Origin of the sequence: Methanosarcina sp. 1.H.A.2.2, assembly GCF_000979975.1 — an archaeon.
In the GTDB taxonomy this organism is placed as follows: domain Archaea; phylum Halobacteriota; class Methanosarcinia; order Methanosarcinales; family Methanosarcinaceae; genus Methanosarcina.
Genome location: NZ_JJQL01000036.1, coordinates 1 through 13,306, shown reverse-complemented (window position 1 = coordinate 13,306; position 13,306 = coordinate 1). Strand labels below are relative to the sequence as shown.

Annotated in this window: 12 protein-coding genes; 3 read left to right on the top strand and 9 right to left on the bottom strand. The window is 44.9% G+C overall.

Annotation, left to right across the window (positions count from 1 at the left end):
• Positions 1-157 precede the first annotated feature (157 nt).
• From EO93_RS05240 to EO93_RS05230, 3 genes are read right to left on the bottom strand one after another with little or no spacing between them, the layout of a single operon-like run.
• On the bottom strand, positions 158-1,588 hold the full coding sequence (locus tag EO93_RS05240) for a deoxyribodipyrimidine photo-lyase (protein ID WP_235284120.1): 1,431 nt from the start codon (positions 1,586-1,588) through the stop codon (positions 158-160).
• Between the two features lie 51 nt (positions 1,589-1,639).
• The gene (locus EO93_RS05235) at positions 1,640-2,380 is read right to left on the bottom strand and encodes an MBL fold metallo-hydrolase (protein ID WP_048134185.1); all 741 of its coding nucleotides are present in this window, start codon (positions 2,378-2,380) and stop codon (positions 1,640-1,642) included.
• The gene (locus tag EO93_RS05230; protein ID WP_048134187.1) at positions 2,377-3,663 is read right to left on the bottom strand and encodes an ATP-binding protein; all 1,287 of its coding nucleotides are present in this window, start codon (positions 3,661-3,663) and stop codon (positions 2,377-2,379) included. Before EO93_RS05230 ends, EO93_RS05235 begins: the two co-directional genes overlap by 4 nt.
• A gap of 489 nt (positions 3,664-4,152) precedes the next feature.
• Between EO93_RS05230 and purC the strand changes: the two genes are divergently transcribed.
• Complete coding sequence (gene purC, locus EO93_RS05225) at positions 4,153-4,863, top strand: phosphoribosylaminoimidazolesuccinocarboxamide synthase (RefSeq protein ID WP_048161332.1); 711 nt, start codon at positions 4,153-4,155, stop codon at positions 4,861-4,863.
• A gap of 315 nt (positions 4,864-5,178) precedes the next feature.
• On the opposite strand, the gene EO93_RS05215 is transcribed toward purC, so the two are convergent.
• From EO93_RS05215 to yciH, 3 genes are all read right to left on the bottom strand, one after another.
• Positions 5,179-6,405 (bottom strand): Nre family DNA repair protein, encoded by a 1,227-nt coding sequence (locus EO93_RS05215; protein WP_048161330.1) that lies wholly within the window; start codon positions 6,403-6,405, stop codon positions 5,179-5,181.
• A 2-nt stretch (positions 6,406-6,407) separates the two neighbouring features.
• Positions 6,408-6,767, bottom strand: coding sequence for a transcriptional regulator (locus EO93_RS05210; RefSeq protein WP_048142084.1), 360 nt, complete (start codon positions 6,765-6,767; stop codon positions 6,408-6,410).
• A 248-nt stretch (positions 6,768-7,015) separates the two neighbouring features.
• On the bottom strand, positions 7,016-7,324 hold the full coding sequence (gene yciH, locus EO93_RS05205) for a stress response translation initiation inhibitor YciH (RefSeq protein WP_011032808.1): 309 nt from the start codon (positions 7,322-7,324) through the stop codon (positions 7,016-7,018).
• A gap of 568 nt (positions 7,325-7,892) precedes the next feature.
• Here yciH and EO93_RS05200 point away from each other — a divergent pair.
• The gene (locus tag EO93_RS05200; RefSeq protein ID WP_048132080.1) at positions 7,893-8,132 is read left to right on the top strand and encodes a transcriptional regulator; all 240 of its coding nucleotides are present in this window, start codon (positions 7,893-7,895) and stop codon (positions 8,130-8,132) included.
• A gap of 507 nt (positions 8,133-8,639) precedes the next feature.
• Positions 8,640-9,032 (top strand): YkvA family protein, encoded by a 393-nt coding sequence (locus EO93_RS05190; RefSeq protein ID WP_048161328.1) that lies wholly within the window; start codon positions 8,640-8,642, stop codon positions 9,030-9,032.
• A 347-nt stretch (positions 9,033-9,379) separates the two neighbouring features.
• Here the strand turns inward: EO93_RS05190 and EO93_RS05185 are convergent, their stop codons facing one another.
• The 3 genes from EO93_RS05185 to EO93_RS18075 form a co-directional block, all read right to left on the bottom strand.
• Positions 9,380-9,889 carry a DUF3267 domain-containing protein gene (locus EO93_RS05185; protein WP_235284119.1) on the bottom strand — a complete coding sequence of 170 codons (510 nt, stop codon included), beginning with the start codon at positions 9,887-9,889 and terminating at the stop codon, positions 9,380-9,382.
• Between the two features lie 353 nt (positions 9,890-10,242).
• Positions 10,243-13,164 (bottom strand): DEAD/DEAH box helicase, encoded by a 2,922-nt coding sequence (locus EO93_RS05180; RefSeq protein WP_048161326.1) that lies wholly within the window; start codon positions 13,162-13,164, stop codon positions 10,243-10,245.
• A partial coding sequence (locus EO93_RS18075) for a hypothetical protein (protein WP_235284118.1) occupies positions 13,109-13,306 on the bottom strand: 198 nt, incomplete at its 5' end. The genes EO93_RS05180 and EO93_RS18075, both read right to left, overlap by 56 nt.

Sequence of the window (13,306 nt, the reverse complement as noted above, 5' to 3'; positions counted from 1 at the left end):
TCCCTGTGTCAGGTAGCAGGCAAAACACTATAATTATCGGGGAAAAACGCAAATTGAAGCTTTAATATGCCTGTATGCATATCGGTAAAAGTTAAAATCATAGTATACAACATAAACAAAAAACTGGAAGAATTTATATAGATAAAATTGAGGATTTCTACAGAGCTGAATATTTTGCAATATATAAATTAACATCAAATTTTCTTTTGCAGCCCTCATAACTCATATATCTGATTTTTCCGATCACTTCTCTCTCCTTCCAGGCACGGTCATGGACTCCCCCGATGCTCCAGGCAATTCCAGCATAGCCATTGGGGTCTCTTCCGTCCAGTTCATATCTGTCATTCAGGCAGATTGCAATTTCAAGGGCTTTTTCGGGAGATTCGCTCCATTCCAGAATTTTTTTTGCCCAGTACATGCGCATGTAACTATGCATTTTTCCGGTACGGAGAAGTTCCATCTGGCTTGCGTTCCAGAGGGGGTCATGCGTCTTCCCGGCTTCGAATTCTTCCGGAGTGTAGAGGTATTTCCTCCTATCCTGCCTGTGCGCATTCAGGGATTCCTTTGCCCAGTTCGGAAAACTTTCAAAGCTGTCATACAGAGGATTGTAATAACAAAAATTGTCCGCAATCTCCTTCCATACAAGGATCTCATCCAGGAAAGCTTTCTTAGACTCTGGGTCTGTTTTTGCCTTTTCAACCTCAAGTGCAACTCTCTGAGCCGAAATCTGTCCGAAATGCAGGTAAGGGGAGAGGCCCGATACCCCATTCCTTGTTGGATCATTCCTCAGGGCATTGTAAGAGTCAAGCCTCTCTGCAAGAAAACTCTCCATTACCTTTCTTGCAGCTTTTTCCCCGGGCTTGAAATGCTCAGGCTCAAAGAGGGAATCATTATCTTTGCCAGAGATTTCCTCCGGAAGAAAGGCTTTAATTCCGGAATCCTGTATGTTGGATAAAATTTCCTGCATACCGTTGCAGGATGAGATCTCAGAAGATTTGGAGTTCGGCTCAAGTTCTGGAAATTCCTCCAGAAACTCGGAGAGGTGCCCATAGAGTTTAGGGCGAAAAGTATGCGCAGCATACTCCTGTTTTGGAGAAGCTTCCCAGCATGGAACGACATTGTGGGCATCAACCTCAAAAAATGGAATTTTGATCTCGGAACGAACTTTTTCTATCCACTCAGCCTTTACGCGAAGCGGGCTGAAATCAGTAACAAGAGTCCCTGCTCCGCATTTAGTTACAAAATGAGGAATTCTTTGCCCGGGGTCTCCTTCCAGGAAAAAGAAGGGAATCTTTTTCCGGGAAAGGGCAACCTCAAGTTCCTGCAGCCCTTTGAGCATGAATTCATAATGCCTTCTTCCAGCCCCCAAAAACTCTTCTGTCAGGCAGAAAACCACGGCTACCGGTACATCAGCCTCCTGTGCTATTGCCCGGGAAAACAGTAGAGCCCAGTTGTCTTCAACCCTCTGGTCACGGCTCATCCAGTAAACAACAGGCCCTTCCCCTGATTTCCCCGGTTTAAGAGTCCTGATGCGTTTAGGGTTCATACCCAGTTTTGGAGTTCTGGGATATATAGAACTAACATCCAAATAATAAAAATGGAAATTGCGTTTAAAAAGAAGTTCCGGTTTTAAAAAAGATTAAAACTCAAAGACCTGCCCGTCATACCCCAGGGGCAAAAACATCGATTCGATATTATGCGGGCGGTAGAGATGGCTGAGGTGGGTCAGGACCACTTCTTTTGCATTGAGTTTTTGTGCAAGTGCCATAGCTTCTTCCGAGTTCATGTGTTTCTTGATATGGATTTGCGGAGGAACTATAGCATCTGCAATAAGAAGATCCGGCTCCTTCATAAACTCCAGGCTTTTTTCAGGAATCTCCGGGTTCGTATCACTGGTGACCACAACCCTGGTATTCCCCTCCTGGATAACAACGCCCGCAGGGGTTTCTACCGGGGGGTGGGAAACCTTAAAAAGGGTGAACTGAAGCCCGATTAATTCGAAGGGTTCATAGAAATTTACGTAGTGGTACCTGGGTTTCAGGAAAGAAACGTACTGGTCTATGTAGTCCAGAGTTTCTCTAACTCCATAGACAGCAACTTTATTTTGAACCCGATAAAACTCCCCGAAACCTGCGTAGTGGTCGTAGTGACCATGTGTCCAGATTACCCCGTCTATGCCCGAAAGTTTTTGCTTGAGAAACTGCTGCCTGAGATCAGGACTGGTATCAATAAGAATTTTACCCTGATCAGACTCCACAAGGATAGAAAAACGAAGGCGCTGGCTCTTTCCACCTTCACGGGCATCAGTGCATGCCGGGCAGTTACAGCCGATTTTAGGAGTCCCAACAGCATCACCTGTCCCGAGCAGCTTTAGCCTCATGAAGAACTCTTCCCTTTATATTCATCGGATTTGAGATTTGCCCTTTCATCAAAGGACTTTACTGCTTCCAGCAGGTCCTGCTGGGTAAGTACCTTGCGTTCTTCCAGAAGAGCACTCAGGACAGCTTCCCTGATAACCATGCGCAGATCAGAACCCGAATAATTCTCTGTCAGTGACGCAATCTCTCCGGTATCAAAGTCTCCCTCTATGTGCCGGGTCACAATGTCCAGGATATTTTTACGCATACCAAGGTCAGGCAGAGGGAAATGGACGATTTCGTCAAAACGCCTCCACGCTGCACTGTCAAGCATCCGAGGGTGGTTTGTTGCAGCAATCAGCAGGACTCCATGCTCTACCAGGCTGATTTCATCTATAGCTTTCAGGAGAGTATTGACCGCCCTCTTGATTGCAGCGTTTTCGTCTGAAGTCCTAGCTTTTGCAACAAAGTCCAGCTCATCTATGAAAAGAATGCAGGGATTCAGCTTTTTTGCAAGCAGGAAAACACGGTCTATATTTTTTGCAGTCTCGCCAAGGTACTGATCCGTAATCATTGAGAGTTTGACCTCAACAAAGGGAATGGAGAGCTGTTCTGAAAGTGCACGGGCAACTGAGGTTTTTCCAGTGCCCGGAGGCCCGACAAACAGGAGTTTTCCAATATCATGCAGCCCGATCTCCCGCAGGTATTCCCTGTGCTTGATGGCTTTCATAATTTTTTCAATTTCGTCTTCCTGTTCCTCGGTGAGCACAAGGTCCTTGACTTTCTGTTTAACGTCTTCAGGAGCGATAATGACAACGAGCTTGAGCATTTCTTCGCTCTTGTCTTCTTTCCTGATTTCAGCTATCAGAGATTCTATCCATTCCCTGTCGACTTCCTTTGGCCTGATCTTTGCTTTTGCAGCTGCATAGTTTGCAACTTCATCCTTCCTGATTTCTCCAAAGTAATAAGCGAGGACTGGATTGTTATCTATTCTCTCCTGAGATCCTTCCTGTTTTTCAAGCCATTCCGCGGCAAGTTCAAATGCGCTCAGGCGGAGTTCAAAGTGAGCCCTGTCAATGGATATGAAAGGTACATTCCGTACACTTTTTTCGATATCTTTGATCCCATATAGTTTTTCGATCCTGACAAATGAAGCTATAATGGGTTTGGGAACCGTTTTTTCTGTGCTGTTCCAGTAACTTTTCCGGATATTTTTGGGAAGGTCATTTACATCCAGTTCTGGATAGCGGTTATAGATCTCTGCGGTCAGCAGTAGCTCTACTATGTCTAGTATAATTCCTGACATGTTTTTTTATCCGTTGCGTATTGAGATGGGTCTTTAATTAGGTGGTGGGCGCTCAAGTGACGTAAGTTCTTAATTCTTTGATTAAGTTGTTAAAACTATTAATTGATTTTCTTCAATGATATAATTTACGAAGCAGGAGACAGACTCTGCGGAAGGACAGAAAACCGGCAGGAGATGATAACTTTATCTAGCAGAAAGACTTTATCATTTACTCCGTCTCTTCATGAAACCGAGAGTATATTTCAGGAAAAAATCTCTGCAAATCTGCAACCATCTCGAGTTTCAGGGAGTATCTTTGTGAGTTCTGGAAGTGATTCAATCACTACCATAAAGCATCCAGTTCCGGTACATATTCCATATCCGCTTCTGAAATGCTCAAAGCGTTATTAAAGAGCTCATATATTAAAGTTACTGTTATTCCGGGATAATTTTTCCGGAAAATCTCTCTATCTAAGGAAATCAAAAATTATCCCTAGAGAGGACCACTGCATGAAAAGAGAACAACTCTATTCAGGGAAAGCAAAGACTATCTATGCGACAGATAATCCCGACACCTTTATCGCCGAATTCCGAAACAGCCTGACCGCGTTCAACGGAGAAAAGAAAGGCGAGATGGAAAGGAAGGGTTACTACAATGCCCAGATCTCAAAAAAGATATTTGAGATGCTGGAAGCCAGCGGGATGAAAACACATTTTGTCAGCATGCTTTCTGACATCGATATGCTTGTAAAGAAAGTAGAAATCATAAAGATCGAGGTTATTGTTAGAAACATTGCCGCGGGTTCTATTACAAAGAAATACCCTCTGAAAGAAGGTACTATTTTCGAGTTCCCGGTTATCGTTTTTGATTTCAAAAGCGACGAGTACGGAGATCCAATGCTGAATGATGACATCGCTGTTGCGCTTGGTGTTGCAACACGCGAAGAACTTGCTGCACTCCGGAAGCTTGCGCTCAGGATCAACGAACTGCTTGTGCCCTACCTTGACGAGAAAGGAATCCTGCTTCCCGACTTCAAGCTTGAGTTTGGAAGAAGGGACGGGGAAATAATCCTTGCCGATGAAATTTCCTGCGACACCTGCCGTTTCTGGGATAAGAAAACCGGCCATTCCATGGACAAAGATGTCTTCAGATTTGACAAAGGCGACATTTCCAAAGCTTATGAAGAAGTTGCCCGGCGCATTGTGCCCGAGATCTTTTAATAAGCCTGGGAAAGATTGAAGGTTTGAAGAAGCCTGAAAAGGCTTTCAAATCCTTCTTTTGGAATATTACTTTTGGCTTTGTGGACCTATCCACACTTAATTTTATTTTACAACACATTACGAATTTTTTAAATTACAAATTATTCAGGAAACCCTGTCCCTGAGGTTTTTGCGTATTTTTCAAGCTCTTTGCGACAAAGAAATAAAAAAGAAAAACCTTATCAGGTGAGATTATCCACCTGTAGTCGGAAATATACATCCCGGTGGAGTCCCTTACGGCTTCCGAATGATTAGAATACCCTCTTTTTAACTTAATCATGTTTTTAAAAAGAAATCAAGCGTTGTCTGGAACCGGAAGTCAGAAAGCATCTTTGCCTGCTGCATCCACTCTAATTTTGGGGTTTTTACCCTTTCCGTAAGGTCCGAAACTGCTGCTTCCAGGGAATCAAAGGTTTTAGGAGGATTTTGAAGAGCTTTTCTCATGCCCTCCCTGACCACCCAGACCCCGAGAGGAGCCCAGTAATCAGGAGTGATCTCCCTAAGAACAAAGACCGAAGCCTGTCTTTTGATTTCTGTCAGGTACTCAAGCACAGGAAGCCTTGCTGCATAATAACCCCCTGCAAGAGGAGAATACCCTTTTTTTCCTTCAAGGCCTTCGCTGTCCTCTCCTATCCAGCTTGATTCCCCGGACCAGACCGTTTTTGGGAGCCAGATTTCAATAAGTTCGAAAGAATAAGCCCGCGGAAGGATGAGGACCTCAAAATGGTTTCCGAAATGTGTCCCGCTGAAAAGCTTAATGTCAGAAACCCACGGAAAGTCCCTTATGCGGTCTGCAAGTTCCTTTCCTGCCATATCATCCACAGCTGTGATAGACCAGCGGGTAGGCACAATTTTACGTTCTTTCCCGAGCAGGCCTATAGAAAAAAGGCGTGTGATATGTTCAGTAGAAACATCACTGTTTAAAAGTTCGGTGACAGCGTCTTTTGCGAGGGCATCGGTATCATAGACCAGGTAGTCCACTTTTTTAGGGACATCCGGGTTTTCGGCAAGCTCAAAGTTTTTCACAAGCCCGGAGGGACCCATAGGTGTAAGGACTGCATCGAACTTGAGTTCCTGTTTTGGGGCTTTAAAAAACCAGGCTTCAGTATCGACTGGCTTACTGGAAAGCGCCAGTTCCTGAGCCTTCACCAGAAGAGGATTTTCTTTGCTCCGAGCATCTTTTATATGCAGGCTCGTGTTTGCCCTGACCATACGGGAGCGCATGGAGATGATATCTTCGATCTGCATGTTCCCCCAGGCTGAAGGATCTTCGAGAAGCAAAGCTTCGTTTTCCGTTGCCAAGGGAGGAATCAGGGGGCCCGCCGAAACCCTGGGGTAACCGTGGCTTCCGACAAAAAGAGCCGGGGGAGAAGCCCCGAATACAGAATCTCCAGAGATTACAGGTGAAATTGATTGCAAGGATTTAAATTTTTCAAGGATTGGGCAGCGGGGGCGCCCACAAAGTCCTTTTCCCTTGCACTTGATACACAGTGTGTCTTTCACCTTTAATTCATATCCTTACAGATGATGCAGGCTTTAGCTTCAGGAACAGTCCTGTACAGCCAGCCAGATTTTTGAACAAAACAACATATGCTACACATACCCTCTACCTTCTCCTGAGAGGATAAACCACCATTTAAGAGCACCGATGCAAATTTACGGATTTCTTTCTGGGTCTCTTCAGAAAAATCAACTTCTGCCCCGCGTTTTTCGCTCACGTACTGGGATACCGCAGCTCTTGAAAGCTCAAGGATATCTGCTACATCCTGCTGCGTGCATCCATGCTCGAAAATCATTGCCCGTGAAAGTTCAGCCCTGATTGCAGGCAAAACTTTCTGTACCATAATTTCGCATGTTGTTTTCATTGGAGACCAACACTTGCACAGATCAAATTATAACAATTGGTTTTCAATATATAACACGAATTTTTAAAATATATAACAACGCACTTTTTGTATAGTTTTCCGAGCAGGAACTCAGGTTCCTTTCGATGCACCAAGAATAAAGCACAAGCTATCGAAAAACTGGCAAAAAGATACGTACAACCCTGAATCTATAAATTTACATTCCGGTTCTCAGGTTCGGTTGTTCCGGTGGGGGACGGATTCAGAGTTTAATTCTTAATTTGTTCAGCAGAGAAACCCTTTTCCATGAGGACTTCTTTCATGCGGGTCAGGTGGTTGCCCTGGAGTTCTACAGTGTTTCCTTTTACTGTACCGCCGCATGCAAATTTTGATTTAAGATAGGTAGATAGTTCATGAAGGTCAATTTCACTTGCATCGAAACCTTCTACAACAGTGACTTCTTTCCCATATCTCCTTCTGTTTACTTTCACAGTAATTCTCTGTTGCTCTTTAGCAACCTCTTCGCAGATGCAAAGTTCTTTAGGAAGCCCGCATACCGGGCACATTCCGCTGCTCATTTGTTGGTATGTCCTCCAAATTTGTAATCATTGTATATGTAATTTACATCCGAAAATAACTGATTAGATATAAAGTACTTATCAATGATGATATTAAAGCCTAATGGTGTTATTAAGGCACTTTATACTGAATTTCGGTCATAAACAAAAATTCTCAATTATATAAAAAGCCAACCAGAGCTTTGTATTTTTTTTATTATTTGTATTTTAAGTAAATAATCTCATCGAGACAGAATAAATCTCACAGTCTGGAATTAATTCTGGAATTAATAGAATTAACATGTTTGCATGAAAAATGGGGGCAGTATACGAAAAAATCTAAAAATTCGGGCGCAGGTAGCTTCACGAAACAGAAACTCCGGAAAACCGGATTCGTACCTTGAAGAATAAAACCCCGAAAATTTGTGTTTTTGCCTGAAAAAGCATTTTTCAGCCAGCAAAAAGCTAAATATATCTTGAACCCCATCTTTTTATGTTACATATATAACCACACATTTATGTACTTGATATATATAAATGTGCCGATATAATAATGCCCGGGAAATCCAACATATCCGGGAGGTACCCTATGAATGAGTTAATAGGTTTTGTGAACGGAAACAACGTAAGGCAAAAAGTACTCTCTCTGCTCGCCTCAAAAGGGGAAATGGAAGGAAAACGTATCGCTAAAACACTTCGGGTAGTATATCCTACCATAGCAAAGACCCTCGAGGAACTGGACGAAAAAGAGCTGATCGCAAAAAAAGAAGAGGTTTACTTCCTGACCGAAACCGGAATTAAGGTAGAAAAAATGGTTCAGCAAATCTAATATCTTACTGATTTTACCAAATCAAATTTAATTTTTTTAGTTCCGAACCATTTTAATCTCCTCTGTATCTGTTCGGAAACTTTACCATTTTTTTGAAATATTTTAGAGACTATTTTATTGATCATCAGTAAGGAATTTTCTTGCCTGAGGGCTATAGATTTTGTACCAGAAGTCTGCTTCAAATTTTGCCCTATTTTCCGAAAATCGATGCCTTGATCCAGCTCCCCCCAAATCCTTCGACTGCGCCTCTGTATGAAGATTATTTAGATTATTTTAGACAAAATAAAATTGAAGAATGGGGAAGGAATTCTTGAGACAAACTTAATATCCTATTATCACCGTTTTTATTTGTACCCAATTATTTTAGTGCTTGTATATTTTTTGACACAAACTGGAAAAAACACTTAATTTAAAATCGATTTTGATGCAAAAAAGGAAAAAAGATCCAATTTGAGATTTGGTTTAAGAACCCCGAGATACAATCCAATATGAGATTGGAGGATTATCATGGAAAAAACCTATAATTTCAGAGCGAAGAAAGTTGGATCAAATCTTGACCAATTTAATGTAAATCCGGATCAAGATTCTGATACCAGCACGGTTTTTACTGAAGAACTAAGAGGTGGCCATCACCGCCGAGCAGATCCCAGGAAAATTTGGGATAATTTGGAATTATTGTTTTCAATGTTAGCTGATTCCTTCAACGGGAAATACCCGGTTCCAAAGAAAACAGTATTCGTGATTACATTCGCTCTCCTGTATCTCATAAGTCCGGTTGACTTCTTCCCGGATATCCTTCCTTTAATCGGACTTGTGGATGATGTCGCTGTGCTTGCTTTTGCATTTAACCTTATTAAAGATGACCTGGAAACTTACAGAGCCTGGAAAACAAGTTACTGATAGTGAGTTTGCTTCCGCACTAAAGCGCAGCTTTTCCGTAACAGAAGGAAAATTGAAGAAAGAAATTAGCTGAAAGCCAGCAGAAGCCGGAGCGATATAACTTTTTTATAATATTTCCGCCCCAGCCCCCCTCAAATCCTTCGATTGGAAATTCGGAGATTGTGCCGCTGTTTTGAAGTTTCTTCAGTTTTTGAAAGGTGTAGTATTGAAACTCTCATCATCAGCACAACTTATGACCCTCAAATAAGTTGTTTGCACTTACAAGTTCACATCTATAATATTCATGGAAGACATGAGAAATATCTTGAAAAAAAGATTTTTGCTTGTCTACCTTAGATCATACATCTTCAGTTGCTTCCGGAAATGCTCTTATCCGTCTTTTTCCAGTAAGTCCTTATCCCATTAGAAGTAAAATACACATCTGCCGGCACCTGGATTAGTACAAGGACTAAGGTTAGCATATCCACTCCGGAACTCATAGCGTTTAATAATATCAGGACCTTGACTAACGGATTTAATAGACCCAGAGCCCCCAGAATTCCAGGCAGTATTATTGAAAGCAAGACAAAAGGTGCCAGTGTGATAAGAATATACCTTGATTTTGATACCGCTTCTTCAGAATAAATAAATCCCCCAAAATAAGTAATTCCTAAAAACGTTTTATCCGAAATTAAAAAGTCCGGGATAAAGACAAGATGAATAAGTTCATGGATAAAAACCAGCCCGATAAGGCATGCAACATCCTGAAAGTTTATAGTTAGTGTGATCGTTTGTAAAGAGTTAATGCCGAGATCTGCTAAAGAGAAAGGCGAAAACATGTTGAGGACCGCTATAGAAAGCAGAGTATTCAGTATCATTAACGGGACTGCTGCAAGTATGGTGGATGCGATATTGTCAGGCTCACGTAGCTGTATCCAGTTGCTTGTGATCAGTTCTGAGTGCCTTTCAGAGTTTACTTGAGGGAATTTGTATCTCAGCCGGATAATACCTTCTCCTTTTTACATTACACTGAAAGCCTGTTTTACTCTTTAAATCTTATTAAATGAAAAAAATAGGTTTGATAAAGGAGGAATTTCGGGATGGCATCATTTTTTTATTATATTTTCGCCCCAGCCCCCCTCAAATCCTTCGATTGGAAATCCGAAGATTGTGCTTGAATTGGAAATTATATAGCTTTTAAACATATGACAGTGAACAGGAATTTTTCCATTTATTCCCAGAACTTCTTCGTCTTCACATACTGCCTCTCAGCCTTCAGAATATCCCTGTAAAACGCCTCTTCGTCCACCCTCATCTTTTCAATCACCCTCGACGCCGTCTCAGGCCCAACCCCCCTGCTCGCAAGCGCAATAACGGCTTTTTTCCCCTGCGAGTTCACGATGCTGGCGTTCCGGTAGACTCTCTGGATGCGTTTTTTCTCCTCGGCTGAGATAGGGACGCCCTTTCCCTGCTTTTTGACAAGTTTGATTTCCTCTTCTTCCCAGGGCTTGAGGGCTGCAACCATTCTTGAGTCGCAGACCGGGCAGATGATTTCTTCGGGGACGTTCTTGACCTGGCGGCGGGAGGTCCATTTCTTGCAGGTCGTGCAGAAGAGGATGATATTGTCGTTCATGATGCGTTCCTTTAAGGCAAGCACAATTGAACGGTCGGCTTTTTCCGGAGCTACGAGGTCTTTTTTCATGGCAAAGCCGGCTGAACCGATTGGGGTGGGGCCCGAGACCTCGACTGCAATTTCGCCGGCTGCAAGTTTAGTCAGGACTTCTTTTGCCCTCTGGACGTCGAGCATATCGTGGAAGATCTCGCGGACTACCTCGTCGTACATGGAAGACCCCTCGTAGATTTCAAGGAGCTTTTTCATGCTGATCCTGTCGTAGTCGATGTCCCGGGAGAGGGCTCCGAACTTGCGGGCTACGTGGACCATTTTCCATTTCATGAGGGTCGTATTCTTCAGGGTCATTTCGATGATGGGCTCAACGTGTTCCGGGCGGAGGGATGTGAGCATGTCCCGGATCTGGGCGGGACCCACCCGGCGGGGGAGGGTTAGCCTGATCCTGTACGGGTCCACCTCCTGGGCAACACTGCTCCCGAAGCGTGCCGATAGAAGGGAGGTGAGGACTCGGGCAAGGGTGCCGTTGGTGTTGTGCCCGAAACAGGCGTTCAGGGTCACAGCGTCTCCTTCGTCTTCGATTACGATTGTATCCGCATCCGGGAGGGGAAAGCCTCCTTCAACGTGGTCCCGCAGCAGGCGGATAACTTCGAGCACGGCCATCCTGGCTACCGGATATTTCAATTGTAGCTTTTCCGCAACTGCCTCGTCATCGAGCCCTTCGCGGATGAGGGCTGCGGTTTCAGCCCTGAGTTTTCCCACACCCTGAGCCACCTCAAAGGGCACAGGGATCTCTTCTCCGGTCCAGCTCGGGACTTCCCCCATGCCTTCGACGGGCTCGACCTTGATCCTGTCCCGGCCCGGCTCCCGTTCGCGGTCAGGCATCTCAATGACCCGCCACATATCCCCTTTAGTTATGAAAACAGCTCCGGGCTGGGCGAAATTTACCACAAAGGCTTCGTCCAGCACCCCGATGGACTTTCCACTCACGATGTCATAGATCTCGTACTTCTTTTCGTCCGGGATCATGGAAAGGTTATCGTAATAGTACTCCCAGCTCTTCCTGCGTTTTTTCACAACATTTGAGCCTTTCTCGTGCCAGACCAGCCTGTAGTCCCCGATCTGGTCTACCACCCGCTGCAGATCTTCAATCCGCAAATCCTTGAACGTGTAGGTCCGCCCCAGGATCCTGAAAATCCTGTCAATTCCGACCTCCCCGAAATCCATAACCATGCCTGCAATCTGGTTTGCCACAACGTCAAGGGAATTCCTGTGCGGGGAAATCTCTTCAACCCTGCCTTCCAGTGCAGCCTTTGTAATTGCCATGCTCTCGGCGATGTCGTCCGCTTCCATGGAGATGATCGTGCCCCGGGAAACCTCATGCAGCCTGTGCCCTGCCCTCCCGACCCTCTGGAGCAGCCTTGAGACCTGGCGCGGGGACCCGTACTGAACCACCCGGTCAACGTTTCCGATGTCGATCCCGAGTTCCATTGACGAGGTGCAGATAAGGCCCCTGAGAGCTCCGGACTTGAACGCCTCTTCAGCTTCAACACGGGCTTCAAAGGAAAGGGAGCCATGGTGCACTCCAATTGACGCTCCAAGCTTCCGGAAACCTGCAGCAAGCGCTTCTGCACTCTGGCGCGTATTCACAAAAATAAGGGTGGACTGGCTTTCTTCAACTATTTTCCGGATTCGGAAAAGGTGGGAGGCAAACTCAAGCTCACAGCCCACGGTACTTGCAATTTCCAGAATTTCTTTTTCTCCGGCTATATCTCCAGCTATATCTCCGGCTGCACCTCTGGCTGCATCTCCGCCTTCGATCCCTCCGGAAAGATGAGAGCTGACTATATCGAACTCCAGCAGCTTCAGCAGGGCAACCTCAATAACCGTAAAATCCCGGTTTGCCCCTGCCAGGAACCTTGCAATCTCCCAGGGGTTCCCGACTGTTGCCGAAAGTCCTATCCTCTGGAATTCCCCCGAGATTTCCACAAGCCGCTCAAGCCCAACTGCCAGCTGGGCTCCACGTTTCGAGCCTGCGAGCTCATGGATTTCATCAACCACCACATGCGTTACGGTTTCAAGGTTCTGCCGAAGGCGGGAACCCGTAAACATTGCCTGCAGGGTCTCAGGAGTTGTGATCAGCACATCCGGAGGGTTTTTGGACTGGCGTTGCCTTTCGCTTTGAGGCGTATCCCCATGCCGGACCTGGACTTTGATATCAAGCAATTTCCCGAGAAGCTCAATGCGGGAAAGCATATCCCGGTTGAGAGCCCGAAGTGGAGTGATGTAAAGGGCAGAAATACCTCTTCGCGCTTCAGGTTTCTTTTTCAGGATACTGTGAAAAACAGGGAGCACAGCAGATTCGGTCTTTCCAGAGCCAGTGGGAGCTATCAAAAGAGTGTGCTTTCCGTCCAGGATGTGGGGAAATGCCCTTTCCTGCGGTTCGGTGGGTTTGGTGAAACCCAGAGTCTTAAGGGCTTCTCGGATTTTCGGATGGAAGGAGTCGAAGGTGTTGTTGAACGTCATTTTTCAAAAGCTCATTTTTGATGCTGTTGTAGCTGATGCTGCCGTGAACTACCCCCTCCCTGCCTGATGGCGAGGAAGGGGCTTCTTGCTTCATCCCCCGAACTACTGTTCGCAAGTCCACAAGCCCATCCCCTACGTTCCG

Coding starts and splice junctions, on each gene's coding strand:
- EO93_RS05180 (WP_048161326.1), bottom strand. CDS start 13,164: ATGACGTTCAACAACACCTTCGACTCCTTCCATCCGAAAATCCGAGAA.
- EO93_RS05235 (WP_048134185.1), bottom strand. CDS start 2,380: ATGAGGCTAAAGCTGCTCGGGACAGGTGATGCTGTTGGGACTCCTAAA.
- EO93_RS05210 (WP_048142084.1), bottom strand. CDS start 6,767: ATGAAAACAACATGCGAAATTATGGTACAGAAAGTTTTGCCTGCAATC.
- EO93_RS05185 (WP_235284119.1), bottom strand. CDS start 9,889: ATGATACTGAATACTCTGCTTTCTATAGCGGTCCTCAACATGTTTTCG.
- EO93_RS05230 (WP_048134187.1), bottom strand. CDS start 3,663: ATGTCAGGAATTATACTAGACATAGTAGAGCTACTGCTGACCGCAGAG.
- yciH (WP_011032808.1), bottom strand. CDS start 7,324: ATGAGCAGCGGAATGTGCCCGGTATGCGGGCTTCCTAAAGAACTTTGC.
- purC (WP_048161332.1), top strand. CDS start 4,153: ATGAAAAGAGAACAACTCTATTCAGGGAAAGCAAAGACTATCTATGCG.
- EO93_RS05200 (WP_048132080.1), top strand. CDS start 7,893: ATGAATGAGTTAATAGGTTTTGTGAACGGAAACAACGTAAGGCAAAAA.
- EO93_RS05190 (WP_048161328.1), top strand. CDS start 8,640: ATGGAAAAAACCTATAATTTCAGAGCGAAGAAAGTTGGATCAAATCTT.